Raw genomic sequence first — 24,788 nt, 5'->3', positions numbered from 1 at the left:
TGTTTATTACCGATGTACTGAAAGAGCAGCCGCACGTGACATTAAGATTTCTTCGACTCCTGGCCTGGCAGTTGCTGCTGACGCTGGCCTGCGCGCTGCCGCAGGCGGCGCACGCTGCCGAAGAGACCGTGGAGATCACGCGCGCCCTGATCGAGGCGGCCGACGAGGGCTACCGCCTGTCCGCCACCTATTCCTTCGAGTTGAGCCATGCGCTGGAGGATGCGCTGCAGGCTGGCATCTCGCTCGACTTCACCACCGAAATCAACATCACGCGCCGCCGCTGGTACTGGTTCGCCGAGAAGACCTGGTCGGCCAAGCGCACCCACCGCATTTCCTACAATGTGCTGACGCGCCAGTACCACGTGAAGGTGCTGGGCAGCGTGGCCCAGCCCTTCGATTCCATGGAGGACGCCCTGTTTGCCATCCGGCGCCCGACGCGCTGGGTGGTTGCGCCGCGCGGCGCGCTCAAGGTGGGCGAGGTGTATGACGTCACCCTGAGCATGGGCCTGGACAACCTGCCCAAGCCCTTCCAGGTCAATGCCCTGAACAACCGGCAGTGGACCTTGTCTTCGCAGCGGAAAACCTTCCAGTACAAGGCGGAGTAAGTGACCCAGGTATTGCGGTATCTGTTTGTAGTGGCGGGCGCCGTCTGCTGCATCCTGCTGTTCCTGCTGGCCTCCGCCTCCGACAATACCGGTTTCTTCGACCGCTACTATGCCTGGCTGCTGGGCCTGAATGCCGCCGTCGCGGTGGCGCTGCTGCTGCTGGTCGGCGTGTCCCTGTTCCGCCTCTACGCCCGCTACAAGAGCGGCAAATTCGGCTCGCGCCTGATGACGCGCCTGGTCATGCTGTTCGCCGCCATCGGCGTGCTGCCCGGCCTCGTGATTTTCCTGGTGTCGGTGCAGTTCGTATCGCATTCCATCGAATCCTGGTTCAACGTGCGGGTGGAGGAGGCGCTGGAAGCAGGGCTGGACCTTGGCCGCACCGCCCTGCAGTCCTCGCTGGACGAGCTGCAGGTGTCGGCGCGCGGCACGGTGCGCGAACTGGCCGATGCGCCGTTCTATGCCACGCCCACCATCCTGGCGCGCTTCGTGCGCGAGCACCAGGGCGTGCAGAGCGCCATGATCGTGGATGCGGACGGCGGCCTGGTATCGAGCGCCATGGGCGAACGCCGCATCAATGTAAGTGCCGAGCTGCCGTCGCCGGCCATGCTGCACAAGGCCGCCACCGAGAATGTGTATGCGGCGCCCGAAGGGGGCAGCGAGCTGCGCGACGACCGCGTGGGCGCCCCGGCGCCGCCGCCGGTCGACCCGAGCAATGTCTTGCGCCTGCGCGTGCTGCTGCCGGTGCCCGATCCGGTGCAGCCGAATGGGACGAGGCTGGCGCCGCGCTACCTGCAGGTGATCCAGGCCGCGCCCGCGCAGGTGGCGGCGGACGGCGAAATGCTGCGCACCGCCTACAGCGAATACAAGGAGCGCTTCGTGGCGCGGGTGGGCCTGCGTCAGATGTATATCGAAACGCTGACGCTGACGCTGCTGCTCGCCGTATTCGGCGCGATTGCGGCGGCCTTCCTGATCGCCAACGACCTGGCCCAGCCCCTGCTGCTGCTGGCCGAGGGCACGCGCGCGGTGGCCGAGGGCGACCTGTCGCCGCGCCCCATCGTCGCCAGTTCGGATGAACTGGGCACCTTGACCCAGTCTTTCAACACCATGACGCGCCAGCTGTCCGATGCGCGCAGCGCGGTGGAGCGCAACCGCATCGCGCTGCAGAACGCCAAGGCCCACCTGGAGTCGGTGCTGGCCAATATGTCGGCCGGCGTGATGGTGCTCGACAGCGAGTTCCGCCTCGTCACCTGCAACGACTCGGTGGAGCGCATCCTGCAGCAGCCGGGCGCGGCCATCGTCGGCAAGCCGCTGGCCGATGTGGAGGGCATGACCGAGTTCGCGGCCGCCGTCACCAATGCCTTCTCGGCCCAGAGCGCGCAGTCGGCGGCGGGGCGCAATGCGCAGCGCCTGCACTGGCAGCGCCAGATCGACATTCCGCGCCGGCCGGGCGCGGTGGAAGAACATGACCTGACCCTGCTGATGCGCGGCTCGCGCCTGCCGCAGGAAGGCGGGGGCGGCTACATCGTAGTGTTCGACGATATTACCGACGTGATCTCCGCCCAGCGCTCGATCGCCTGGGGCGAGGTGGCGCGCCGCCTGGCGCACGAGATCAAGAATCCGCTGACGCCGATCCAGCTGTCGGCCGAACGCCTGCAGATGAAACTGCAAAGCAAGCTGGCCCCGCCGGACGTGGAACTGCTGAACAAGAGCGCCGGCACCATCGTCAACCAGGTGGCGGCGATGAAACGCATGGTGGACGACTTCCGCGACTACGCGCGCACGCCGCCGGCCATGCTGGAGGCGCTGGACCTGAACAGCCTGGTGGAGGAGATCCTGCACCTGTACGTGAGCGGCGACGGCAAGGACATCATCCATGCCAGCTTGGCGCCCTATCTGCCAATGATCATGGGCGACCCCACCCAGCTGCGCCAGGTGATCCACAATCTGCTGCAGAATGCGCAGGACGCCCTGAGCGACCAGCCGGAGCGCAGCGTGGCGCCGCGCATCGACGTGGTGACTGAGGCCATCCACTACCAGAGCGCGGACGGTTCGACCCGCATTGCGGTACGCCTCGCGATCAACGACAATGGCCCCGGCTTCGCACCGAAAATCCTGGCGCGGGCCTTCGAGCCTTACGTGACCTCGAAGGCGCGCGGCACCGGCCTCGGCCTGGCCATGGTAAAGAAGATCGTGGATGAACACGGCGGACGCATCGATATCCAGAACCATGCGGACGGAAGTGGCGCTTCCGTGCTGATTTTGCTGTTAAAGTTGGCACCTGTGCAGTTGGCATAAAATTTGAACAACTAATAAAATCACGCCAACGCCGCATTACAATGCGGCTGTGAATGAAGTGAAGAAGGCAGGGATAGATGGCAAACATTCTCGTAGTTGATGATGAAATGGGCATCCGGGAGTTGCTCTCGGAAATCTTGGGTGACGAGGGACATGCGGTCACGCTGGCGGAGAACGCGCAGCAGGCCCGCCAGGCCCGCGCCGCCGGGGCGCCCGATCTGGTCTTGCTCGATATCTGGATGCCGGACACCGACGGCGTTACGCTGCTCAAGGAATGGCAACGCGATGGCCTGCTGACGATGCCGGTGATCATGATGTCCGGCCACGCGACCATCGATACCGCCGTGGAAGCCACGCGCATCGGCGCGCTGAACTTCCTGGAAAAACCGATTGCAATGCAGAAATTGCTGAAGGCGGTGCAGGCCGGCCTCACGCGGGCCCAGGAAACGGTGCGCGCGCCGGTGCTGGCGCCGCGCCCGGTCGCGGCCGCGCCGTCGGAAGACAGCGCACCGGCCGGCACGGGCTTCAATGCGGCCGCCCCGATGCAGCCGCAGCACGGCATGGCCGTGGGCCGCGCCGGCAATGGCGAAGGCCATCTGTTCAACCTGTCCTTCGACCTGCCGCTGCGCGAAGCGCGCGATGCCTTCGAGCGCATGTACTTCGAACACCACCTGGGCCGCGAAGGCGGCAGCATGACGCGCGTGGCCGAGAAGACCGGCCTGGAGCGCACCCACCTGTACCGCAAGCTCAAGCAGCTGGGCGTGGAGCCGGGCAAGCTGGCCAAGAAGAACCAGGGCGTATAAGGAAGTCCCGTGACCCCGGCAACACTGGTCACGGGAGCGCGCGCCGCCCAGCGCGAGCGCGCCATCGATGCTGCCATGGTCCCCGGCAGCGACACCGTCATCATCCTCGAAGGCCTGGCCGAAGGCGATTCGCCGCTGGCCGCCTATGCCGATCTGCCGGAAGGCAGCTGGCGCCCCGCCATCCACCGCATTGCTCCCGGCTGCCTTTGCTGCGCCGGAAACCTGGTTTTGCGTGTAACATTGAATCGCATCTTGCGCCGTCCCCCGGCACAGCTCTTTATCAGCCTGGCTGATCCTACCCATGTGGGACAGCTGCGCGCATCGTTGTCGGCGGCCCCCTACGACACACTGCTTTGTCTAGGGGCCGACCTGGCCGCCTGAGGCCTGACTACTGCCGCAATCGTACGGCTCCCTTGAAATTGGCTGCGACAGCCTCACTTCGTTATGGACGGCGGAAACTCATCCAGTTCCGCCCCTGGAGAAAAGGAAGCGATATGAACCTCATTTACAACAGCGAGCAGTATAGTGTTGTCGAATTCGGCGCGGACCGCGACCTGGACGCGCTGCGTTTCGGTGGCTATGAAATCGTCGATAAGGGCGGCAAACGGGAAATCTTCATCGCCGGCGTGCTGGCGCAGAATTTCCGGCGTGACGTCAACCAGCTGATCGCCAACGAACCGACGATGGAAGAAATCGACGAGTTCCTCGGCAGCTATGATTCCCTGATGAGCCAACCAGTGCTATTGCACTAAGTACTTAGCAAGCCGTCATTCAGCAATACCGCCACACGCCGTCCGCTTGAACATACAGCGGACGGTCTTTTCTGCTACATTCAATTCAACATTTCTCTCCCAGCCGTAACAGGGCCGTCCTGTCCCGATTGTCCTTGCTTTGCGGAAAATTTATTTTGTAATAATTTCAACAAAGCATCAGGTTTTGATGTCAAAATAGCAGGCAACCAGGAATTTTGTCATGATCGACCTTTCCGTCAAAGATCCCGCTTCCAGGAGTTTGCGCGTGCGTGAGTTTTATCTGGGCCGGCAGCCTATTCTCGACCGGAACCAGGCCCTGTTCGGCTATGAATTGCTGTTCCGCAATGCGCCGGTCGGCCCGGCCCATATCGATACCGAACTGGGCGCCACGGCTGCCGTGATGGCGCACGCCTCGCAGCTGGGCATGGAGAAGGTGATCGGCGACGCGCTCGGCTTCGTCAACGTGGATGCCGACGCCATCATGAGCGATATCTTCGGCTTCCTGCCGCGCGAAAAAGTGGTGCTGGAGGTGGCCGAAACCATGCAGCCGACGCCGGCCGTGCTGGCGCGCATGGCGGACCTGCACAGCCACGGCTTCCGCTTCGCGCTGAACGATGTGAGCGGCGAAACGGCCCATGTGCAGTCGATGCTGCCGATGGCCGAATACGTGAAGATGAGCATGCGCGGCACGCCGCTCGACAGCCTGGTCAAGCTGGCGCCCCGTTTCAAGCAGGAGGGCAAGAAGCTGGTGGCCGGCAAGGTGGAAACCCGCGAGGAGTTCAAGCACTGCCTGGAGCTGGGCTTCGACTTCTTCCAGGGCTATTACTTCGCCAAGCCCGTCATCATGAGCGGCAAGAAACTGTCGCCCTCGCAACTGGCCGTGATGGAGCTGATGACGCTGGTGACTTCCGATGCCGACAACCTGGAAATCGAGCGCGCCATCAAGCGCGACGTGTCGCTGGCACTGAACCTGCTGCGCCTGGTGAACACGCCGGCGGTGGGCGCGCGCCAGCGCATCGATTCGCTGAGCCAGGCCGTGACCATCCTCGGCCGCCGCCAGCTGCAGCGCTGGCTGCAGATCATGCTGTATGCGGAGCCGAGCAAGCGCGGCCACTCGATGACGCCGCTGCTGATGCTGGCCACCACCCGCGGCCGCCTGCTGGAACTGCTGGCGCACAAGCTGCGTCCCCACCACCGGCACGATGCGGATGTGGCCTTCACGGTCGGCATCATGTCCCTGATGGATACGCTGTTCGGCATTCCGATGACGGAGATCCTGAACCAGATTCCGGTCAGCGACGAGGTGGCCGATGCGCTGCTGGAACGCGGCGGCTTCTTCGGCGACCTGCTGCGCCTGGCCGAATGCATCGAGCGCCTGGAAGACATGGAAAACGAAATCGTGCCGACCTTGCGCGGCCTGGCCATGAGCACCGACGAACTGGTGGAGCTGGAGATGGCAGCGTTTGAATGGAGCGACAATGTGGTGCGCTATGCGCTCTGAATGATTGTGAAAAAGTAACTCTTCCGCTATCTTGGTGACGGCGCTGCAATCTGCAGCGCCGTTTTCGTATGGGGAGCGGTTGATGGCACAAACAATATTAAGCGTCAGCGGTTTATCGAAGCAGTACGGGGAGCGCCGGGCAGTGGATGGCGTTTCGTTCCAGGTGCAGCGCGGCCAGACAGTCGGCCTGCTGGGACCGAATGGTGCGGGCAAGTCCACCACCGTCAGCATGATCTGCGGCCTGGTGCGCAGCGACGGCGGCACGGTGCTGATGGATGGCCAGCCGGTAGGCGAGGGCAATAACGCCGCCAAGCGCAAGATCGGCCTGGTGCCGCAGGACCTGGCGCTGTATGAAGACCTGCCGGCGATCGACAACCTCAAGCTGTTCGGCGGCCTGTACGGCCTGAAGGGCGCCGCGCTCATGCAGCGCTGCCATGCGGTGCTGGAACTGGTGCGCCTGGCCGACCGCGCCAAGGACAAGCCTTCCACCTTCTCCGGCGGCATGAAGCGCCGCCTGAATATCGCCGCCGCGCTGCTGCACGATCCCGAACTGCTGATCCTGGACGAGCCCACCGTGGGCGTCGATCCGCAAAGCCGCAACGCCATCTTCGACACGCTGGAAACGCTGAAGGCGCAAGGCCGCTCGCTGATCTACACCAGCCACTACATGGAAGAAGTGGAACGGCTGGCCGACCATATCGTCATCATCGACCATGGCAAGGTGCTGGCCGACGAAAGCCCGGCCGCGCTGTATGCGCGCCTGCCGGCGCAGGCCGCCCTGCGCGCCGACCTGCAGCAGCCGGTGGCGCCGGCGCTGGCCGAAGCCGTGGCCCGCCTGCCCGGCGTTACCCGGGTCGCCGTCACGGGGCAGGGCCTGGACATCGGCCTGGCCGACACGGCCGCCGCGCCGTCGGTGCTGCGCTGGCTGGACGAACAGGGCCACAAGCTGGCCCACTTTGCCACCGCCCGCACCAACCTCGAAGATATTTTCCTGACCCTGACCGGCCGCAGCCTGCGGGACTAAGACCATGATGACAGCGATAATTGCCCTGATCCGCAAGGACCTGAAACTGTATGTGAACGACAAGCGCGCGCTGATGCTGAACCTGCTGATGCCGATTGTGCTGGCGGCCTTCTTCGGCTCCCTGTTCGGCGGCTCCGGCGAAGCAAAGACCAGCAAGATCGATATCGGCCTGGTGCAGGAAGATACTTCCGCACTGGGCAGGAAGATCGGCGACGGCCTGCGCGCCGATGCCAACCTGCGGGTGGCCGAACTGAGCCGCGAGGAAGCGCAGCAGCGCGTGCGCAGCGGTAAGCTGGGCGTGGCGGTCGTGATTCCGGCCGGCTTCGGCGATGCGGCGGGCGGCGCGCTGTTCAGCGCGTCGGAGAAGCCCGAGCTGCCGTTGTTCTACGACCCTTCGCAGTCCACCGTGCTGGCCATGGTGAAAGGCCTGCTGACGCAGCAGGTGATGCAGAACGTCAGCGCCGAAATGTTCAACGGCCAGGCGGGGCGCGACTTCACCGACAAGAGCCTGAAGCAGCTGGAAGCGAATCCTGACAGCGCGAAGCGCCCGGAACTGACGGAGCTGCTGGGCAGCCTGAAGAAGTTCCAGGCCAGCGAAGACCAGCGCGCCGCGGCGGCCGGCGGCGATGCCAATGCCAAATCCCAGGCGGGCCTGAGCATGCCATTTACGACGAAGGACGAAGCACTGAGCTCGGGGCCGAAATACAATGGCTACGCCCACTCCTTCGCCGGCATGGGGGTGCAGTTTATTCTGTTCATGGGCGTGGACATGGGCATCGGCATCCTGCTTGCACGCCGGCTCGGCATCTGGAACCGCCTGCTGGCGGCGCCCGTTACGCTGAACCAGGTGCTGCTGTCGCGCGCGCTCTCCGGCGCGATCATCGCCTTCGGCCTGCTGGTAATGATCTTCCTGGCTGGCGCACTGATCTTCAAGGTACAGATCAGCAATCCGGCCGGCTTCGTGCTCGTTGCCGTGAGTTTCGCGCTGATGACGGCGTCCTTCGGCCTGCTGATCGCGGCCTTCGGCAAAACGCCGGAAGCGGCGCGCGGCATGGCCGTGTTTGCGACGCTGATCCTGGTGATGCTGGGCGGCGCCTGGGTGCCGTCCTTTATCTTCCCGGAATGGATGCAGTCGCTCACCATCGTCATCCCGACGCGCTGGGCCGTGGATGGCCTGGACGCCATGACGTGGCGCGGCCTCGGCATGGATGCCGCGCTACGCTGCGCCGCTGCGCAGCTCGCCTTCACCGCACTGTTCGGGGCGCTGGCGCTGTGGAAGTTCCGCGCAATCCGGCAGTAATTCGCGGCCGTTTTCAGAATTTTTCCACTTTCACGATACGTGAAAGTGGAAATATGTTGAAAAACGTCAGATTTTTTCATACTATGTATCTATTCACGGAACGTGAAAATCGATAAATTATGAAAAAGGAGGCATCATGCATGCCTTGGGTGGGGACGATGCGTGTGACAGCCTCGGGAGCGAGGCCATTCAGGCACTGGAACGAAAAACCGGGATACGAGGCAATTTTTACTGGGGCGTATCGCAGGACCGGGCGGGCTATCGCCCCGATGCCGAACTTGAGCTGACGATAGAGGGCCGGACCCATCACTATTTCGTCGAGTGCAAATCGTATATAGACCGCAAAGCTCAACTGGAGCAAGTGCACAGGCAGTTCGCCGCCAGCGATGGGCAAAGCTTGTTGCTTGCTCCTTACCTGAGTCGTGAACTGGCCGAGCACTGTCAGCACCTGGGTTTGCAATTTCTGGATACCCATGGCAATGCCTATCTGCGCGGGGACGGGTTCTTTATCCTGATTACGGGGGAGAAGAGCGATAGCGGCAAGGCGCCTGTTCGTGCACCAAAAGGAACGACCAGCGCCACCAGCCTGCGCGTGGCGTTTATCCTGCTCTGTAAACCGGAGATGGCTGGCGCTACTTATCAGGAGATCGCCGACGCAGCAGGCGTTTCAATGGGAACCGCCCACAACGTGTTCCAGAGTCTGGTACAGCGCGGCTATTTGATCAAGCGTAGCCAGACGGGACGCCGCCTGATCGAAGCACGGCGCCTGCTGGATGAATGGATTCTGAATTACCCATCCGTCTTACGCCCCACTCTTCACCGCCGGCGCTTTAGCGCCACGGATCCTGATTGGTGGAAAGGCGCAGATCTTGATGAAGCCCATGCAGTTTGGGGCGGCGAAGTGGCCGCTTTCCGGATGACAAAATATCTGAAGCCGGTAACACAAACTGTCTACATCGATCCAGGCACCATGGATGAATCGCTGAAGAAGCTGGTGCACCAGCACCGGCTGAAGGCTGACCCGAACGGGCCGATCGAAGTGCTCGAAAAATTCTGGAATATCGAACTGCGGCATGCGAAGAACGTGGCACCGCCAATCCTGGTCTATTCCGAATTGCTGGCGCTGCTGGATCCCCGTGCAGATGAGGTAGCAAAAATGCTAAAGGAGAAGTGGATTGATCCCGCGTTCGATTAAGCCGGAATATCCGATCGATCCTGGGGCGATCGAGATCTTGCGTGCCGTCGCTGAAGAGGCGCAGGCGGAGGGCATCGATTATATGCTGGTGGGTGCAACAGCGCGCGATATTTTGTTAAAGCATGTTTTCGGCGTGGAGACACGGCGAGCGACCTACGATATCGATTTTGCTGTTGCCGTCAAAGACTGGCAGCAGTTTAATGACCTGCGCTCCCGGCTTCTGAAGCGCGCCAGTTTCAAGGCCGGTGGACCAGCACTGCAACGGCTTTACTATAAGGGAGTGGCCGGCGACCTGGATTGGCCGCTGGACCTGGTGCCATTCGGCGAGATTTCGCAAGGAAGCAATGCGATTGCGTGGCCGCCGGACATGAAGGTCATCATGAATGTTGCAGGGTACGACGATGTGCTTGCGGCGGCTGAACTGGTGGCGTTCGCTCCTGATTTCACAGCCAAGGTGGTCTCGCTGGCGGGTCTGGCAATCCTGAAGTTGATTGCATGGTCTGACCGAGGCAGGGAAAATCCGAAGGATGCGGAAGACCTGCATCATTTGATGAAAAACTACATAGATGCGGGCAATATGGACCGTGCATACGAAACCGGCGTGATGGATGCCGGCGACTATGATGCGGACCTTGCGACCATCCATCTGCTGGGGGCGGATATAAAGCGCCTGGCTAGCCCGGCAACCCTGGTCATCCTGAGCGACATCCTCGATCAGAACATGGGGCGGTTAACCATTGCTATAAGCAAATCCAGGCGAAACGATGAAAACATCGAATCGCTTGTGGAGGCTGACCTGCAATTGCTGCGCAAGGCGCTCTCATAGGAAGGCCGGCGGGCGGACCGTCATGTCCGCCGCCTGTGCTGTCAGGTCGCCGTTCCCTGCCATTTGTGCAGATTGGGGTCGGCGGCCAGTTCCCAGCCGGCCAGCAGCGCCGTCACCACGCCCACCGCCAGGTTATTCCACATCATCGGAATCTGTTCGAAGTCCGCGAAGAATACCCATGGCGATACGGCCACCCAGATGCCGAGCACCAGGTTCAGCGCCACGGCCCAGAAGTAGATCTTGTACAGGTCGAAGGCGGCCAGCATCGTCATGATGAGCCCGCACGCGAAGGCGTTCGTGGCATGCGGCGATGGAACGGAATAGCCGAAGATCCACGGCGTAAGGAACAGCCAGATGCCGAGCAGCAGGATGAGCTCGTCTTGCCAGCGCTTGAAGAAACGGATATCGCTCATGATGTCCTCCCGCTAAAAGTGTAGTCCCCCTTGGACCACACTTCCAGCGGAAAGTTCATGACGATCAGAGATTCGGCGCGAGCCAGCGCTCCAGTTCGGCCTTCGGCACATTGCGGCGCGCCGCCATATCGTCCAGCTGGTCCTGGTTGATCTTGCCGATGGTGAAGTATTTGGACTGCGGATGCGCCAGGTAGAAGCCGGACACAGCCGCACCCGGATACATGGCGAAGGACTCGGTCAGCTTCATCTCGATCTCTTCCGCCTGTAGCACCTTGAACATATCGGCCTTCACGGTGTGCTCCGGGCAGGCCGGATAGCCCGGCGCCGGACGGATGCCCGCATACTCTTCCTTGATCAGCGCTTCATTCGGCAGCTGCTCGTCGGCCGCATAGCCCCACAGGTCTTTGCGCACGCGCTCGTGCAGGTACTCGGCGAAGGCTTCCGCCAGGCGGTCCGCCAGCGCCTTCAGCATGATGGACGAGTAGTCGTCATGCGCATCCTCGAAACGCTTCTCGTGCTTCTCGATGCCCAGTCCTGCCGTCACGGCGAACATGCCGATGTAATCCTGCGTGCCCGAATCCTTCGGAGCGATGAAGTCGGACAGCGCCTGGTTCGGACGCTGCACGCCATCCACCACGGGGCGCACACCCTGCTGGCGCAGGCCGTACCAGGTGAAGGCCACCTCCTTGCGCGATTCGTCGCTGTAGATCTCGATATCGTCGTCGTTGACGCTGTTGGCAGGCAGCAGGGCGATCACTCCATTGGCGGTGAGCCAGCGGCCGTCGATGATCTTCTTCAGCAGCTGCTGGCCTTCCTCGAACACCTTGCTCGCGGCTTCGCCTACCACTTCATCTTTCAGGATGGCGGGGAAGGGGCCGGCCAGGTCCCAGGTCTGGAAGAAGGGGCCCCAGTCGATATACTGCGCAATGGCCGCGAGATCGACGTTTTTGAACACGCGGCGGCCGATGAACTTCGGCTTCACCGGCGCGAACTCCAGCTTCGCCTTGTTGGCGCGCGCGGCGGCCAGCGTCACGGTCGGCAGCGCCTTCTTGTTGGCGTGCTGCTCGCGGATGCGGGCGTAGTCCTGCTCGATCTCGTCGATGTATTTCTCGCGCTGCTCAGGCGTCAGCAGCGACTGCGCCACGGAGACGGAACGGGAAGCGTCCGGCACATACACCACCGGGCCTTCGTAGTTGTGCGAAATCTTCACCGCGGTATGCGCGCGGCTGGTGGTGGCGCCGCCGATCAGCAGCGGAATCTTCAGCATGCGGAAGTGCTCGTCGCGCTGCATCTCTTTCGCCACGTGGGCCATTTCCTCCAGCGAGGGCGTGATCAGGCCGGACAGGCCGATGATGTCCGCATTCTCCGCCTTGGCCTTGGCCAGGATTTCGGAGGCGGGCACCATCACGCCCATATTCACCACTTCGAAGTTATTGCATTGAAGGACCACGGACACGATGTTCTTGCCGATATCGTGCACGTCGCCCTTCACGGTCGCGATCACGATCTTGCCCTTCGGCTTGGCCACGATGCCGGTGCGCTTTTCCTCGGCCAGCTTCTCTTCCTCGATGTAGGGAATGAGGTGGGCCACGGCCTGCTTCATCACGCGGGCCGACTTCACCACCTGCGGCAGGAACATCTTGCCCTGGCCGAACAGGTCGCCGACGATATTCATGCCGTCCATCAGCGGGCCTTCGATCACATTGATCGGGCGGCCGCCCGAGTTGGCCACCTGCTGGCGCATTTCCTCGGTGTCTTCGGTGATGAACTGGGTGATGCCGTGCACCAGCGCGTGCGCCAGGCGCTTCTCGACCGGGGCCTCGCGCCATTCGAGGTTCGCGGTTTCCTGCTTGCCGCCCGCCTTCAGCGTGCCGGCGAATTCGATCATGCGCTCGGTGGCGTCCTCGCGGCGGTTCAGCACCACGTCTTCCACGCGCTCGCGCAGCTCGGCCGGCAGGTCGTCGTACACCCCCACCATGCCCGCGTTGACGATACCCATCGTCATGCCGGCCTTGATGGCGTGGTAGAGGAAGACCGTGTGGATCGCCTCGCGCGCCGGGTCGTTGCCGCGGAAGGAGAAGGACACGTTGGACACGCCGCCGGAGATTTTCGCGTGCGGCAGGTTCTCCTTGATCCAGCGCGTGGCATTGATGAAGTCCACCGCATAGTTGTTGTGCTCTTCGATGCCGGTGGCGATGGCGAAGATGTTCGGGTCGAAGATGATGTCTTCCGGCGGGAAGTCCACCACCTCGGTCAGCACCTTGTAGGCGCGCGCGCAGATCTCGATCTTGCGCTCGAAGGTGTCGGCCTGTCCCTTCTCGTCGAAGGCCATCACGATCACGGCCGCGCCGTAGCGGCGGCACAGGCGCGCCTGGCGGATGAACTCTTCCTCGCCTTCCTTCATCGAGATGGAGTTGACGATGGACTTGCCCTGCACGCACTTCAGGCCCGCTTCGATCACCGACCACTTGGAGGAGTCGATCATGATCGGCACGCGCGAGATATCGGGTTCGGAAGCGATCAGGTTCAGGAAGCGCGTCATGGCCGCCTGCGAATCCAGCATCGCTTCGTCCATATTGATATCGATGACCTGGGCGCCGTTTTCCACCTGCTGGCGTGCGACGGACAGGGCCTCGTCATACTGCTCGTTCAGGATCATGCGCGCGAAGGCCTTGGAGCCGGTCACGTTGGTGCGTTCGCCCACGTTGACGAACAGCGAGCTGTCGTCGATGGTGAAGGGCTCCAGGCCGGACAGACGCTGCGCCACCGGAATCTCCGGCACGGTGCGCGGCTTGGCGTCCTTCAGCAGCGCCGCGATGGCGGCGATGTGGTCCGGCGTGGTGCCGCAGCAGCCGCCAGCCACGTTGATGAAGCCCGCGTCGGCGAACTCGCGCAGCAGGGAGGAGGTATCGGCCGGCAGCTCGTCGAAGCCGGTGTCGCTCATCGGGTTGGGCAGGCCCGCGTTCGGGTAGATGCAGACGAAAGTATCGGCGATCTGCGACAGCTCCTCGGCATAGGGGCGCATCAGGGCCGCGCCCAGCGCGCAGTTCAGGCCAATAGTCAGCGGCTTGGCGTGGCGCACCGAATTCCAGAAAGCCGGTACGGTCTGGCCGGACAGGATGCGGCCGGAAGCATCGGTGACGGTGCCGGAGATCATCAGCGGCAGGCGTTCCTGCTCCGGATGCTCGCTGAAATACAGGTCGATGGCGAACAGCGCGGCCTTGCAATTCAGCGTGTCGAAGATGGTTTCCACCAGCAGCACATCGGCGCCGCCGTCCACCAGGCCGCGCACCTGCTCGTGGTAGCCCGCCACCAGCTGGTCGAAGGTCACGTTGCGTGCGCCGGGATCGTTCACGTCCGGCGAAATGGAGGCGGTCTTCGGCGTCGGGCCAAGCGCGCCGGCCACGAAGCGCGGCTTGTCCGGCGTGCTGTACTTCGCTGTGGCGGCTTTGGCCAGCTTCGCGGCTTCCACGTTCATCTCATAGGCCAGGTGGGCCATGTGATAGTCGTCCTGCGCGATGGAGGTGGCGCCGAAGGTGTTGGTTTCGATCAGGTCGGCCCCGGCGGCCAGGTAGCGTTCGTGGATCTCCTGGATCACCTGCGGCTGCGTCAGCGTCAGCAGCTCGTTATTTCCCTTGACGAACAGTTCGCGCGCGCCGCTGCCTGCGGGAGCGGCGAAATCGATGAAACGCCCTGTGGGGCCGCCGCGGTAAGCCTCCTCATCGAGCTTGTACTGCTGGATGATGGTGCCCATCGCGCCGTCGAGGAACATGATGCGGCGCGAGAGGATCTCGCGCAGCTGCGCTTCGGTCTTGGAGACGGGACGGGTCACAGTGTTAGTCATTTGATACTTTCATTTGCCGGGTCTGAAATTATACCTGTGCCTCATAGGGGGCGCATCTGTGCCGAAAATGCACAAATCATGTGCCGCCGGACGGCTACCCATGGGAGGGCCGGGCTCCTAACATGGCTCCATCGACGCAAACGGAGCAAACCATGTCACAAACCATACGCAGCATCGGCGGCGCGCAGGCGGCAAGCCGCATCGACCCGCGCAGCACGGCGCTGGTGCTGATCGACTACCAGAACGAATACTTCACGGGGCGCCTGCCGCTGCCCGAAGGCGAAGCGGCGCTGCGCAAGGCGGCAGCGCTGATGCACTTTGCAGACCGCCACGGCATCGCCGTGTTCCACGTGCAGCATGTGAACGGCGCGGCCAGCCCGCTGTTTGCCGACGGCAGCCCGGCGGCCGGGATTCATTCCGCCCTGGCGCCGCAGGCATGGCACCGCGTGCTGCGCAAGACTACCGTCAGCACCTTCGCCAGCACCGATCTCGATGCGCAGCTGCGGGCGCTGGGCGTGAGGACGCTGATCGTGGCGGGACTGATGACGCATATGTGCGTTTCCACGATGGTGCGCGATGCGCGCCAGTTCGGCGGCGACCGCAATTACAGCGTGCTGCTGGCAGCCGATGCCTGCGCCACCCGCGACATCGACGGCTGGGACGGCGGCGTCGTCAGCCACTGGGTACTGCACGGCGCAACGCTGACCGCGCTGTCCGACAATTTTGCTGAAGTGCTGCCGACGGCAGCAATCCTTGACCTTCCTGTTGGAGAATGACCATGCCTATCCTGAACATCACCGTCAGCGGCACCCCTGACACCGTCCCATCGCACAAAGTGGCGGCCATCCTTGGCAAGCACACGGCGGAAATCCTGCACAAGGTTCCTCCACTGACCTCCATTGCCGTGCATTACGCAGATCCGGCGCACTGGTTCATCGGCGGCGTATCGCTGGCGCAGCAGAACAAGGCCACCTTCTTCCTCGACATCAAGGTGAGCGACGAGACCAACACGGCGATGGAGAAGTCGGCCTACATCGCCGCCGTGTACCACGACATGCAGCAGCTGCTCGGCGAGCTGCACGAAGTAAGCTATATCCACATCGACGACGCGCGCCCCGCCGCCTGGGGCTGGGGCGGCCTCACGCAGCAGTACCGCGCCGTGCAGAAGATGCTCGCCTGATCCACCCCAACATCCGATTCTTCCCCGGGGCGCACACTTCACTTGTGCGCCCCTTATGGCGCTCTATACTGAAAGCGCCTGATGCAATTCGACTGGGATCCAGATAAGGAGCGCATCAACAAACGGAAGCATGGCATCTCGTTTTGGGATGCGGTTTCCGTGTTTGATTCATCCTTGACGCGCCACGCCGCGGATATTGAACACGGCGAGCCACGGATCGTGGCAACTGGTCCGTCTACGGTAGGACTGCTTCACGTTATTTATGTAGAGCGAGGCCACCTGATCAGGATTATTTCTGCGCGGAAGGCGACTCGTAAGGAAAGGAAGGGTTATGAATGCTCCAGATGATGAGGTTCAAATCTACATGGTTCAGATCGGGGAGAGGCTCTACCGAACATTGAAAAGCAGGGGAGGCGACTATGATGCGGGTATTAACGACTACCTGCGGCGGCGACTCAACATGCCCGAACCGGTCTACCCGCTTGGCGACGCTGATTCGCTGGATGATGATCTGGACGAAATCTCGGATGAGGAATTGCTTCGCGCGATTCCCTTGCCGTCGGGGCCGCGCATACCTCCACATTCAGTACCAATTGCCGCGGACCTTTATGAGGCGCTGGCAGACGGGACCGAAAAGTCCGAAGGGAAAATCATCTTCCTCCTGGAAGAGATGGCGGCGGAGATGAATCAATCCCAGTCGCGGTCGCGGTAGACCGCGGCGGCGAAGTCGACAAAGACGCGGACTTTGGGGGAGAGGTGGCGGTTGTGCGGATACATGGCGTACAGCTCGCGCGGCTTCATCGGATAGTCCGGCAGCACCTGCACCAGGTCCCCGCGCCGCATGTCTTCGTGCACGATGAAGGACGCCGTGGTCGCAATGCCGTTACCGGCCAGCGCTGCGCCGCGCAGGGCGATACCGGTGTTGGCCTGGAACTTCCCCTTCACCTGTACCGTCTGCCGCGAGCCGTCCGGCAGTTCGAATGTCCAGTCCCATGGCCGCGCCACCTGGGTGTAGACCATGCAGTTATGCTGCAGCAGGTCGTCCGGCGTGCGCGGCGTGCCGTGGCGCTTCAGGTAGTCCTTGCTGGCCACCAGCAGCACGCGGCTTGAGGCAAGGCGGCGCGCAACCGTCGTCGAATCGGGCATCTCGCGCGTGAGGCGCAGCGCCACATCGAACCCTTCCTCGATCATGTCGACCAGCCGGTCATTGCAGACCAGGTCCACGTGCAGTTCGGGATATTGAGCGATGAACTGCGGCAGCCATTGCGATAGCTCCATGACGCCGAATGCCATCGGCGCATTGATGCGCAAGGTGCCCGTGGGCCGCGCCTGGTGCCGGCCGACAGCGCGGTCGGCATCGTCCAGCGCATCGAGGATCTGTTTGCTCGCTTCGTAGTAGTCGCGTCCCGCATCGGTCAGCGCGAAGCGGCGCGTGGTGCGGTTCAGCAGCTGCGCGCCGAGATGCGTTTCCAGCTGGCGGACCTGGCGCGAGACGATGGTGTGCGAAATCCCCATGGCATCGCCCGCAGCCGTAAAGCTGCCAAGCTCCACGACACGGCGCAGGGCACGCAGCGCTGCCAGTTGGTCCATAGGTTTGGGGGATGAGTTGGGTTGCCGCCAAGCTTAGCGCAAGGGCAGGGCGGCGGCAACGGCTCAGGTGAAGGTCTTGCCTTCGAGCGCGAAGCCCTTGATGAATTCCGCGGCCGGCAGCCGTTTGCCGCCCGGTTTCTGCAGCTCGGTCAGGCGCAGCGCGCCGCCACCGCCGCAGGCCACCACGATGCCGTGCTGCGCGTCGGCGGCCAGCACCTTGCCCGCAGGGGCATCGCTGCCCGCGTCCAGCACCTCGGCGCCCCACAGCTTGATGACGGTGCCGTCCACTTCGCCGTGCGCGCCGGGGAAGGGATTGAAGGCGCGGATCCTGCGCCCGATGTCGCGCGCGGACTGGGTGAAGTCCAGCACCGCTTCTTCCTTGGCAATCTTGGCCGCGTACGTCACGCCGGCTTCCGGCTGCGGCACGGCTTCCACAATGCCCTGTTCCATCTTGCGCAGCACCTTCACGATCATCTGCGCGCCCATGGCGGCGATGCGGTCATGCAGCACGGCCGTCGTATCCTGCGGGCCGATGGGCGTGCGTTCGATCAGCAGCATGGGGCCCGTATCCAGGCCTTCTTCCATCTGCATGATGGTCACGCCGGTCTCCGCATCGCCCGCTTCGATCGCGCGGTGGATCGGCGCGGCGCCGCGCCAGCGCGGCAGCAGCGAACCGTGGATATTGATGCAGGGTTTGATATCGAGCGTGGAGCGCGGCAGGATCAGGCCGTAGGCCGCCACCACCATCACATCGTAATCGGTGGCCAGCAGCCGCTCGTGGGCTTCGCGGGCTTCCTGCGCGCGCTGCGGATCCTTCGCGTCCATGCGCAGCGACAGCGGCTGCGCCACCGGCATGCCATGCGCCACCGCATACTGCTTCACCGCGGACGGCTGCAGGTGCATGCCGCGCCCGGCCGGGCGGTCGGGCTGGGTCAGCACCAGGGGAATCTCGAAACCTGCTTCGTGCAGGGCCTGCAGGGCCACCGCCGCAAACTCGGGCGTGCCGGCAAAGATGACTTTCATCGAGTCCCCTTTCGGTATCAGCGGCGGCCGTTGGCGCGCAGCTGCTTCTCGCGCTCCATGCCGCGTTCTTCCTTCAGCAGCTTGGTCTTGATGCGGTTGCGCTTCAGCGGCGACAGGTATTCCACGAATACCTTGCCCATCAGGTGGTCCATTTCGTGCTGGATGCAGACAGCCAGCAGCTCGTCGCAGTCGATCTCGAAGAACTCGCCTTTCACGTCCTGCGCGCGCACCTTCACTTTGGACGGGCGTTCCACGTCGTCGTAAATGCCGGGCACCGACAGGCAGCCTTCGTCGTAGACCTTGCGCTCGTCGCTGGCCCACAGGATTTCGGGATTGATGAAGACCTGCAGCGCATCTTTCGTTTCGCTGAGGTCGATGACGATCACGCGCTCGTGCACGTCGACCTGGGTTGCCGCGAGGCCGATGCCCGGTGCGTCATACATGGTTTCAGCCATGTCGGCGACCAGCGTGGCAAGACGCTCGTCGAACACGGTCACGGGCTGGGCGACCTTGTGCAGGCGCGGATCGGGATAGCGGAGAATATTCAGTTTGGCCATACTACTGTGCTTGGTGACTTGATAAGAATGTTGCTGAATCGGCCTTTGCCCACCACAAAAATGCAACAGAGTCGGCTGGCGGCAGCGCGTGGTTTCTCTTGCTAGTTAAGGGTAATATGGGCAGAATTTGATTCACTACGGCAAGCCTTTCAGGCCTGCGTCGATGCCGCACGTAACGGATGATTTCATGAAAAATTTTAACACAGTCGGCGCCCGCCTGTTCGCGGCGGCCCTGTTGACCGTAGTGCCGGCCGTCTCCGCGCTGGCCCAGATGCGCTGCGAATTCAAGCCCAATGCGCCGGACCAGCACGTGGTAGTCAAGGGCGACACCCTGTGGGACATTTCCGGCACCTTCCTCGAAAAGCCCTGGTGCTGGCCGCAGGTGTGGGGCATGAACCGCGAAGAAATCGCCAACCCGCACTGGATCTATCCCGGCCAGATCATCTGGTTCGACCGCAAGGCCGGCCGGCTGCGCCTGGGCAACCGCGTTGGCGGCGATGGCAGTGGCGGCGCGGGCGATCCGTCCACGCTGCGCCTGTCGCCCCAGCTGCGCATGCAGGGCCTGGGCAAGGATGCCGTGACCTCGATTCCGAGCGGCGTGATCGAACCCTTCCTCACCGAACCGCTGATCATCGAAGGCGATGAACTCAAGGATGCGCCGCGCATCATCGCCACGCAGGAAAACCATGTCTTCATCGGCAAGGGCGACAAGGCCTATGTGCGCGGCAAGCTGAATGGCGGCACGTCCTTCCAGGTATTCCGTCCCGGCAAGCCGCTGCGCGATCCCGTCACCAGGGCCGTGGTGGCGCAGGAAGCCTTCTATCTCGGCACCCTGAAGCTGCAGAAGGAAGCGGAGCCCGGCACCGATGTGCACACCTTCGTGGTCGCCAGCGCGAAGGAAGAAATGGGCAAGGGCGACCTGCTGATGCAGGCGCCGCCGATGCCGATGCAGAACTATGTGCCGCATCCGCCCGAAGTGGCGGTGGAAGCGCGCGTGCTCGCCATCTATAACGGCGTGACCCATGCCGGCCAGAACCAGGTGGTCAGCATTAATCGCGGAAAGCTTGACGGACTCGATGTCGGCTCCGTGCTGCAGCTGTACCATCGGGGGCAGACGGTGACGGATCCGGGCGCCAGCAAAGGCTGGCACAACCTGGGCCAGCCTAAGGTCAAGCTGCCGGATGAAGAAGTGGGCAGCCTGTTTATCTTCCGCGTGTTCAAGCACGTTTCTTACGGCCTGATCATGCAAGTGACGGAACCCGTGGAGGTTGGCGACGTCGCTAAAACTGCGGAGTGAGCGACGCCGTGCAAGCCACGGATACCCCGGACACCATTCACCAGGACGCCGAAGTGTTAGCGTCCTGGTTGCATTTCGGCCTTGCCGAGGGCGTGGGCCGCATGACCGCCGCCGCGCTGGTGCGGCGCTTCGGCACGCCAAGCGCCGCAAGGGAGGCCCTGCTGGCGCTGCCGCCGGCCTTGCCCGGCACCGAAGCCGATGTGGAGGCGGCCGGCGATATCGGCTGTGACCTGTCCACCGGCCAGCTGCGCAGCCTGTGCGCGGCGCCCGGCGACGAGCTGCGCGCGCTGGCGCAACGTACCCTTGAATGGGCCGCGCAGCCCGGCAACCGCCTGATGGCGCTGGACGATCCGCACTATCCGCCGCTGCTGCGCCAGATCGACGATCCACCCTTGCTGCTGTATATAAAAGGAAACGCGGCCTTGCTGCGCGGCCAGTGCTTTGCCATCGTCGGCAGCCGCAACGCATCGATGCAAGGCAAGCTGAATGCCGAGCACTTCGGCCAATGTTTATCGGATGCAGGATTGACCATCGTGTCCGGCCTGGCGCGCGGCATCGACGCCGGCGCGCACCGCGGCGGCCTGCGCGGCCGCGGCTCCAGCGTGGCCGTGATCGCCACCGGCGCCGACCGCATCTACCCGCGCGCCAACGAAGCGCTGGCGCATGAGCTGGCGGAGCAGGGTTGCATCGTCAGCGAATTCCCTTTGGGCACGCCGCCCTGCGCCTGGCAGTTCCCGGTGCGCAACCGCATCATCAGCGGCCTGTCGCGCGGCGTGCTGGTGGTGGAAGCGGCAACGGCATCGGGCTCGCTCGTTACGGCCAACGCCGCGCTGAAGCAGAACCGCGAGGTGTTTGCCATCCCCGGCTCCATCCATGCCACGCTGAGCCGCGGCTGTCACCGCCTGCTGCGCGACGGCGCCGTGCTGGTGGAAACCAACGACGATGTGTTACATGGCCTGGGCCTGTCCTCGCCGCCGCGCGAAACAATGTTGATCAATGAACTTGAACGCGCGGCCGATGTGTTGTTGGATGTCCTCAGTTTCGATCCCTTGACTGCGGATGCACTGGCACGCCATCTGCGCCTGGATGTGGCGGCCACGCAGGCCAGCCTGCTCGCTCTGGAACTGGCCGGTTTGATCGAACGCTTGCCGGGCGGCCTGTTCCGCCGTTTGCGCCGTTGAGGCAAGCGTGCGGGACTTGTGCCGTGGCGAGCGATGCTGATAGAGTAGAGCCCATGTTCGACATCCTTGTTTATCTTTACGAAACCTATTACCGGCCCGAAGCATGCCCTGAACCGGCGGCTCTGGCCAAGAAGCTATCGGCTGTCGGCTTCGACGACGTGGAGATCTCGGAAGCGCTGGTCTGGCTCAACGACCTGACCGCCCTGGCAGGCGTGGAGCAATCGCTGACGGCCTTGTCGACCGGCACGCGCTTCTATGTTGACGAAGAGAAGGATGTGCTGGGTTCGCAAGCCATCGGCTTCATCCAGTTCCTCGAAAGCGCCAAGGTGCTGTCGCCCCTGCAGCGCGAAATCGTGATCGAACGCGCGCTGGCGCTGGAAGAAGCGCCGGTGAACCTGGGCAAACTGAAGATCATTGTCCTGATGCTGCTGTGGAGCCAGGGCAAGGAGCCGGACGCGCTGATGTTCGACGATCTCTTCGCTTCGGACGAAGACCAGGCGCCCCGCCTGCTGCACTGATTCCGGCCCCGCTGCACCGTTTCCCGGCGTGCAGCATTATTGCCAAAAAAGCAAATTGTAAAGCGGTCCGGCCGTGCGTCCGGACGCTGTTTGCTTGCGTCGCCCTTGAAAGGCCGCTTATTATTAGTCCGGTGATAATGTACATAGAGCAAGATTGTGGAAACTTCCGGGTCCGCAGCCAATCCATGTATGATGCGGCCTGCCGAACCCATATAAAAAGCAAGCGAGAACCCAATAAATGAGCAAAACCCTCATCATTGCCGAGAAGCCTTCTGTCGCGAACGACATCGCGAAGTCGCTTGGCGGCTTCACGAAGCACGATGAGTACTTTGAATCCGATGAATACGTCCTGTCCTCCGCCGTAGGCCACCTGCTGGAAATCGCGGTGCCGGAAGAGTACGACGTCAAGCGCGGCAAATGGAGCTTTACGCACCTGCCGATGATTCCCCCGTACTTCGCGCTGAACCCCATCGCCAAGACCGAGAGCCGCCTCAAGGTGCTCAACAAGCTGATCAAGCGCAAGGACGTGACCGGCCTGATCAACGCATGCGACGCGGGCCGCGAAGGGGAGCTGATCTTCCGCCTGATCGCGCAGAACGCAAAGGCGAAGCAGCCCGTCAAGCGCCTGTGGCTGCAGTCGATGACGCCGGCCGCCATCCGCGACGGCTTTGCCCACCTGCGCAGCGACGACGAGATGCTGCCGCTGGCCGATGCCGCGCGCTGCCGTTCCGAAGCCGACTGGCTGATCGGCATCAACGGCACTCGCGCCATGACCGCCTTCAACTCGAAGGAGGGCGGCTTCTACCTGACCACCGTGGGCCGGGTGCAGACGCCAACCCTGTCCATCGTGGTGGAGCGCGAAGAGAAGATCAAGAAATTCGTGCCGCGCGATTACTGGGAAGTGCGCGCGGAATTCGTGTGCGCCGCCGGCATCTATGAAGGCCGCTGGCTGGACACGAATTTCAAAAAAGACGAGAACGATCCGGAGAAGCGCGCCGAGCGCCTGTGGAGCAAGGCCGCCGCCGATACCATCGCCATGGCCTGCAAGGGCAAGCAGGGCAACGTCACCGAGGAGTCGAAGCCGACCACCTCGATGGCGCCCGCCCTGTTCGACCTTACCAGCCTGCAGCGCGAGGCCAACGGCCGCTTCGGCTTCTCGGCCAAGAACACGCTGGGCCTGGCCCAGGCGCTGTATGAAAAGCACAAGGTGCTGACCTATCCGCGTACCGATTCGCGCCACCTGCCGGAAGACTATATCGGCACCGTGAAGTCCACGCTGGAAACGCTCAAGGAAAGCAATAACTACAACCAGTTCGCCAAGCAGATCCTGGACAAGGGCTGGGTCAAGCCGAACAAGCGCATCTTCGACAACACGAAGATTTCTGACCACTTCGCCATTATCCCGACCGGCACGGTGCCGAAAGGCCTGTCCGAGCCGGAGCAAAAGCTGTACGACCTGGTGACGCGCCGCTTCCTGGCCGTGTTCTTCCCGGCCGCGGAATTCCAGGTCACTACCCGCTTCACGGAAGTGATGGGCCACCAGTTCAAGACTGAGGGCAAGGTGATGACCAACCCGGGCTGGATGGCCATCTACGGCAAGGACGCCGCAGCGGATGACGAGAAGGGCGGCGGCACGCTGGTGCCGGTGGCCAAGGGCGAGAAGGTGCACACCGAATCGGTAACGCCGAACGGCCTGGTGACCAAACCGCCTGCGCGCTATACGGAAGCGACCCTGCTGTCCGCCATGGAAGGCGCGGGCAAGCTGGTGGACTCGGACGAGCTGCGCGATGCCATGGCCGGCAAGGGCCTGGGCACGCCGGCCACGCGCGCCGCCATCATCGAAGGCCTGCTGACGGAGAAGTACCTGATCCGCGAAGGCCGCGAGCTGATTCCGACCGCGAAAGCCTCGCAGCTGATGACGCTCCTGCGCGGCCTGGGCGTGAACGAGCTGACGGCGCCGGAACTGACCGGCGAATGGGAATACAAGCTGTCGCAGATGGAAAAGGGCAAGATCTCGCGCGAGGAATTCATGCGCGAAATCGCGCAGATGACGCAGATTATCGTCAAGCGCGCCAAGGAATACGACAACGACACCATCCCGGGCGACTACGCCACGCTGCAGACGCCGTGCCCGAACTGCGGCAGCGTGGTGAAGGAGAACTACCGCCGCTTCGCCTGCACCAAGTGCGATTTCTCGATGAGCAAAACGCCGGGCAGCCGCCAGTTCGAAATCGCCGAGGTGGAAGAGCTGCTGAAGAACCGCACCATCGGCCCGCTGCAGGGCTTCCGCTCGAAGATGGGCCGTCCGTTCGCGGCCATCCTGCGCATCGTGCGCGATGAAGAGATCAAGAACTTCAAGCTCGAATTCGACTTCGGCCAGAACGACGACGACGGCGAAGAAGGCGAGGGCGTCGATTTCACCGGACAGACCGCGCTCGGCCCATGCCCGAAGTGCAACGGCGGCGTCTACGAGATGGGCCTGGCCTATGTGTGCGAACACAGCGTGGCCAAGCCGAAGACCTGCGACTTCCGCAGCGGCCGCATCATCCTGCAGCAGGAGATCCTGCCGGAGCAGATGGCCAAGCTCCTCAACGAGGGCAAGACCGACCTGCTGCCGGGCTTTATCTCGCAGCGTACGCGCCGCCCGTTCAAGGCCTTCCTGGTGAAGGGCAAGGACGGCAAGATCAGCTTCGAGTTCGAGGAGCGCAAGGCGAAAGCGCCCGCGAAGGGCAAGGCGGCTGCGGAGAAGGAAGGCGAGGCCACGGCGCCTGCAGCCAAGGCCGCCGCCAAACCGGCGGCGAAGAAGGCTGCAGCGAAAAAGGCGCCTGCCAAAAAAGCCGCTGCCAAGAAAACGGCCGCAGCCGGGTAAGATGAGTTAGACGAC

23 protein-coding genes are annotated in these 24,788 nt (G+C 63.0%); 18 read left to right on the top strand and 5 right to left on the bottom strand.

Translation table 11 applies throughout. The features are described 5' to 3' along the window. Positions 1-35: 35 nt before the first annotated feature. From ACJRPG_RS22925 to ACJRPG_RS22880, 10 genes are all read left to right on the top strand, one after another. Positions 36-605 (top strand): DUF4390 domain-containing protein, encoded by a 570-nt coding sequence (locus ACJRPG_RS22925; RefSeq protein WP_408002425.1) that lies wholly within the window; start codon positions 36-38, stop codon positions 603-605. Continuing rightward, positions 606-2,900 (top strand): sensor histidine kinase, encoded by a 2,295-nt coding sequence (locus ACJRPG_RS22920; protein ID WP_408002424.1) that lies wholly within the window; start codon positions 606-608, stop codon positions 2,898-2,900. Positions 2,901-2,977: 77 nt separating this feature from the next. Further along, a complete protein-coding gene (locus ACJRPG_RS22915; RefSeq protein WP_408002423.1) occupies positions 2,978-3,703 on the top strand; it encodes a response regulator in 726 nt (241 codons plus the stop codon). Positions 3,704-3,712: 9 nt separating this feature from the next. Next, positions 3,713-4,084 carry a P-loop NTPase family protein gene (locus tag ACJRPG_RS22910; RefSeq protein WP_408002422.1) on the top strand — a complete coding sequence of 124 codons (372 nt, stop codon included), beginning with the start codon at positions 3,713-3,715 and terminating at the stop codon, positions 4,082-4,084. A 113-nt stretch (positions 4,085-4,197) separates the two neighbouring features. Continuing rightward, positions 4,198-4,455 (top strand): BTH_I0359 family protein, encoded by a 258-nt coding sequence (locus ACJRPG_RS22905; RefSeq protein WP_408002421.1) that lies wholly within the window; start codon positions 4,198-4,200, stop codon positions 4,453-4,455. Positions 4,456-4,675: 220 nt separating this feature from the next. Continuing rightward, on the top strand, positions 4,676-5,956 hold the full coding sequence (locus ACJRPG_RS22900; RefSeq protein ID WP_408002420.1) for an EAL and HDOD domain-containing protein: 1,281 nt from the start codon (positions 4,676-4,678) through the stop codon (positions 5,954-5,956). Positions 5,957-6,038: 82 nt separating this feature from the next. Next, positions 6,039-6,980 carry an ABC transporter ATP-binding protein gene (locus ACJRPG_RS22895; RefSeq protein ID WP_408002419.1) on the top strand — a complete coding sequence of 314 codons (942 nt, stop codon included), beginning with the start codon at positions 6,039-6,041 and terminating at the stop codon, positions 6,978-6,980. A gap of 4 nt (positions 6,981-6,984) precedes the next feature. Next, positions 6,985-8,280 (top strand): ABC transporter permease, encoded by a 1,296-nt coding sequence (locus ACJRPG_RS22890; protein WP_408002418.1) that lies wholly within the window; start codon positions 6,985-6,987, stop codon positions 8,278-8,280. 136 nt (positions 8,281-8,416) lie between these two features. After that, complete coding sequence (locus ACJRPG_RS22885; RefSeq protein ID WP_408002417.1) at positions 8,417-9,475, top strand: type IV toxin-antitoxin system AbiEi family antitoxin; 1,059 nt, start codon at positions 8,417-8,419, stop codon at positions 9,473-9,475. After that, positions 9,456-10,301, top strand: coding sequence for a nucleotidyl transferase AbiEii/AbiGii toxin family protein (locus ACJRPG_RS22880; protein ID WP_408002416.1), 846 nt, complete (start codon positions 9,456-9,458; stop codon positions 10,299-10,301). The genes ACJRPG_RS22885 and ACJRPG_RS22880 overlap by 20 nt, the downstream gene beginning before the upstream one ends. A gap of 41 nt (positions 10,302-10,342) precedes the next feature. Here the strand turns inward: ACJRPG_RS22880 and ACJRPG_RS22875 are convergent, their stop codons facing one another. Then, the gene (locus ACJRPG_RS22875) at positions 10,343-10,714 is read right to left on the bottom strand and encodes an SPW repeat protein (protein ID WP_408002415.1); all 372 of its coding nucleotides are present in this window, start codon (positions 10,712-10,714) and stop codon (positions 10,343-10,345) included. A 64-nt stretch (positions 10,715-10,778) separates the two neighbouring features. After that, positions 10,779-14,558, bottom strand: a complete 3,780-nt coding sequence (gene metH / locus ACJRPG_RS22870; protein ID WP_408002414.1) for a methionine synthase — start codon at positions 14,556-14,558, stop codon at positions 10,779-10,781. 152 nt (positions 14,559-14,710) lie between these two features. On the opposite strand from metH, the gene ACJRPG_RS22865 reads away from it, so the two are divergent. The 4 genes from ACJRPG_RS22865 (at position 14,711) to ACJRPG_RS22850 (ending at position 16,450) form a co-directional block, all read left to right on the top strand. Continuing rightward, positions 14,711-15,334, top strand: coding sequence for a cysteine hydrolase family protein (locus ACJRPG_RS22865; RefSeq protein ID WP_408002413.1), 624 nt, complete (start codon positions 14,711-14,713; stop codon positions 15,332-15,334). A 2-nt stretch (positions 15,335-15,336) separates the two neighbouring features. Then, on the top strand, positions 15,337-15,738 hold the full coding sequence (locus ACJRPG_RS22860; RefSeq protein ID WP_408002412.1) for a tautomerase family protein: 402 nt from the start codon (positions 15,337-15,339) through the stop codon (positions 15,736-15,738). Positions 15,739-15,819: 81 nt separating this feature from the next. Beyond that, on the top strand, positions 15,820-16,086 hold the full coding sequence (locus tag ACJRPG_RS22855; protein ID WP_408002411.1) for a BrnT family toxin: 267 nt from the start codon (positions 15,820-15,822) through the stop codon (positions 16,084-16,086). Next, a complete protein-coding gene (locus tag ACJRPG_RS22850; protein WP_408002410.1) occupies positions 16,070-16,450 on the top strand; it encodes a hypothetical protein in 381 nt (126 codons plus the stop codon). The genes ACJRPG_RS22855 and ACJRPG_RS22850 overlap by 17 nt, the downstream gene beginning before the upstream one ends. On the opposite strand, the gene ACJRPG_RS22845 is transcribed toward ACJRPG_RS22850, so the two are convergent. The 3 genes from ACJRPG_RS22845 to def all read right to left on the bottom strand — a co-directional run bounded on the left by ACJRPG_RS22845 (position 16,426) and on the right by def (position 18,908). Further along, positions 16,426-17,328 carry a LysR family transcriptional regulator gene (locus ACJRPG_RS22845; RefSeq protein ID WP_408002409.1) on the bottom strand — a complete coding sequence of 301 codons (903 nt, stop codon included), beginning with the start codon at positions 17,326-17,328 and terminating at the stop codon, positions 16,426-16,428. The genes ACJRPG_RS22850 and ACJRPG_RS22845 overlap by 25 nt on opposite strands. A gap of 63 nt (positions 17,329-17,391) precedes the next feature. Next, positions 17,392-18,351: a methionyl-tRNA formyltransferase gene (fmt, locus tag ACJRPG_RS22840; protein ID WP_408002408.1), complete on the bottom strand. Its 960-nt coding sequence runs from the start codon at positions 18,349-18,351 to the stop codon at positions 17,392-17,394. A 17-nt stretch (positions 18,352-18,368) separates the two neighbouring features. Then, positions 18,369-18,908, bottom strand: a complete 540-nt coding sequence (def, locus tag ACJRPG_RS22835) for a peptide deformylase (RefSeq protein WP_408002407.1) — start codon at positions 18,906-18,908, stop codon at positions 18,369-18,371. Positions 18,909-19,095: 187 nt separating this feature from the next. Between def and ACJRPG_RS22830 the strand changes: the two genes are divergently transcribed. The 4 genes from ACJRPG_RS22830 to ACJRPG_RS22815 all read left to right on the top strand — a co-directional run bounded on the left by ACJRPG_RS22830 (position 19,096) and on the right by ACJRPG_RS22815 (position 24,773). Beyond that, positions 19,096-20,205 (top strand): LysM peptidoglycan-binding domain-containing protein, encoded by a 1,110-nt coding sequence (locus ACJRPG_RS22830; protein WP_408002406.1) that lies wholly within the window; start codon positions 19,096-19,098, stop codon positions 20,203-20,205. 8 nt (positions 20,206-20,213) lie between these two features. Continuing rightward, positions 20,214-21,386 carry a DNA-processing protein DprA gene (gene dprA / locus ACJRPG_RS22825; protein ID WP_408002405.1) on the top strand — a complete coding sequence of 391 codons (1,173 nt, stop codon included), beginning with the start codon at positions 20,214-20,216 and terminating at the stop codon, positions 21,384-21,386. A gap of 53 nt (positions 21,387-21,439) precedes the next feature. Continuing rightward, positions 21,440-21,904 carry a Smg family protein gene (locus ACJRPG_RS22820; protein ID WP_408002404.1) on the top strand — a complete coding sequence of 155 codons (465 nt, stop codon included), beginning with the start codon at positions 21,440-21,442 and terminating at the stop codon, positions 21,902-21,904. A 238-nt stretch (positions 21,905-22,142) separates the two neighbouring features. Next, the gene (locus ACJRPG_RS22815) at positions 22,143-24,773 is read left to right on the top strand and encodes a DNA topoisomerase III (RefSeq protein ID WP_408002403.1); all 2,631 of its coding nucleotides are present in this window, start codon (positions 22,143-22,145) and stop codon (positions 24,771-24,773) included. The last annotated feature ends 15 nt before the right edge of the window (positions 24,774-24,788 follow it).

The sequence above is a fragment of the Pseudoduganella rhizocola genome (genome assembly GCF_045984285.3).
Taxonomy (GTDB): domain Bacteria; phylum Pseudomonadota; class Gammaproteobacteria; order Burkholderiales; family Burkholderiaceae_D; genus Rugamonas.
Note: the sequence above shows the minus strand (reverse complement) of the source record. Positions and strands in the feature narration are given on the sequence as shown.

Bases quoted from the DNA above. Each gene is read 5' to 3' on its own strand.
- ACJRPG_RS22875 (WP_408002415.1), bottom strand. From the start codon at position 10,714: ATGAGCGATATCCGTTTCTTCAAGCGCTGGCAAGACGAGCTCATCCTG.
- def (WP_408002407.1), bottom strand. From the start codon at position 18,908: ATGGCCAAACTGAATATTCTCCGCTATCCCGATCCGCGCCTGCACAAG.
- ACJRPG_RS22845 (WP_408002409.1), bottom strand. From the start codon at position 17,328: ATGGACCAACTGGCAGCGCTGCGTGCCCTGCGCCGTGTCGTGGAGCTT.
- ACJRPG_RS22850 (WP_408002410.1), top strand. From the start codon at position 16,070: ATGAATGCTCCAGATGATGAGGTTCAAATCTACATGGTTCAGATCGGG.
- ACJRPG_RS22855 (WP_408002411.1), top strand. From the start codon at position 15,820: ATGCAATTCGACTGGGATCCAGATAAGGAGCGCATCAACAAACGGAAG.
- ACJRPG_RS22815 (WP_408002403.1), top strand. From the start codon at position 22,143: ATGAGCAAAACCCTCATCATTGCCGAGAAGCCTTCTGTCGCGAACGAC.
- ACJRPG_RS22885 (WP_408002417.1), top strand. From the start codon at position 8,417: ATGCATGCCTTGGGTGGGGACGATGCGTGTGACAGCCTCGGGAGCGAG.
- ACJRPG_RS22830 (WP_408002406.1), top strand. From the start codon at position 19,096: ATGAAAAATTTTAACACAGTCGGCGCCCGCCTGTTCGCGGCGGCCCTG.
- ACJRPG_RS22905 (WP_408002421.1), top strand. From the start codon at position 4,198: ATGAACCTCATTTACAACAGCGAGCAGTATAGTGTTGTCGAATTCGGC.
- ACJRPG_RS22865 (WP_408002413.1), top strand. From the start codon at position 14,711: ATGTCACAAACCATACGCAGCATCGGCGGCGCGCAGGCGGCAAGCCGC.
- metH (WP_408002414.1), bottom strand. From the start codon at position 14,558: ATGACTAACACTGTGACCCGTCCCGTCTCCAAGACCGAAGCGCAGCTG.
- ACJRPG_RS22915 (WP_408002423.1), top strand. From the start codon at position 2,978: ATGGCAAACATTCTCGTAGTTGATGATGAAATGGGCATCCGGGAGTTG.
- ACJRPG_RS22890 (WP_408002418.1), top strand. From the start codon at position 6,985: ATGATGACAGCGATAATTGCCCTGATCCGCAAGGACCTGAAACTGTAT.
- ACJRPG_RS22895 (WP_408002419.1), top strand. From the start codon at position 6,039: ATGGCACAAACAATATTAAGCGTCAGCGGTTTATCGAAGCAGTACGGG.
- ACJRPG_RS22860 (WP_408002412.1), top strand. From the start codon at position 15,337: ATGCCTATCCTGAACATCACCGTCAGCGGCACCCCTGACACCGTCCCA.
- ACJRPG_RS22900 (WP_408002420.1), top strand. From the start codon at position 4,676: ATGATCGACCTTTCCGTCAAAGATCCCGCTTCCAGGAGTTTGCGCGTG.
- fmt (WP_408002408.1), bottom strand. From the start codon at position 18,351: ATGAAAGTCATCTTTGCCGGCACGCCCGAGTTTGCGGCGGTGGCCCTG.
- ACJRPG_RS22820 (WP_408002404.1), top strand. From the start codon at position 21,440: ATGTTCGACATCCTTGTTTATCTTTACGAAACCTATTACCGGCCCGAA.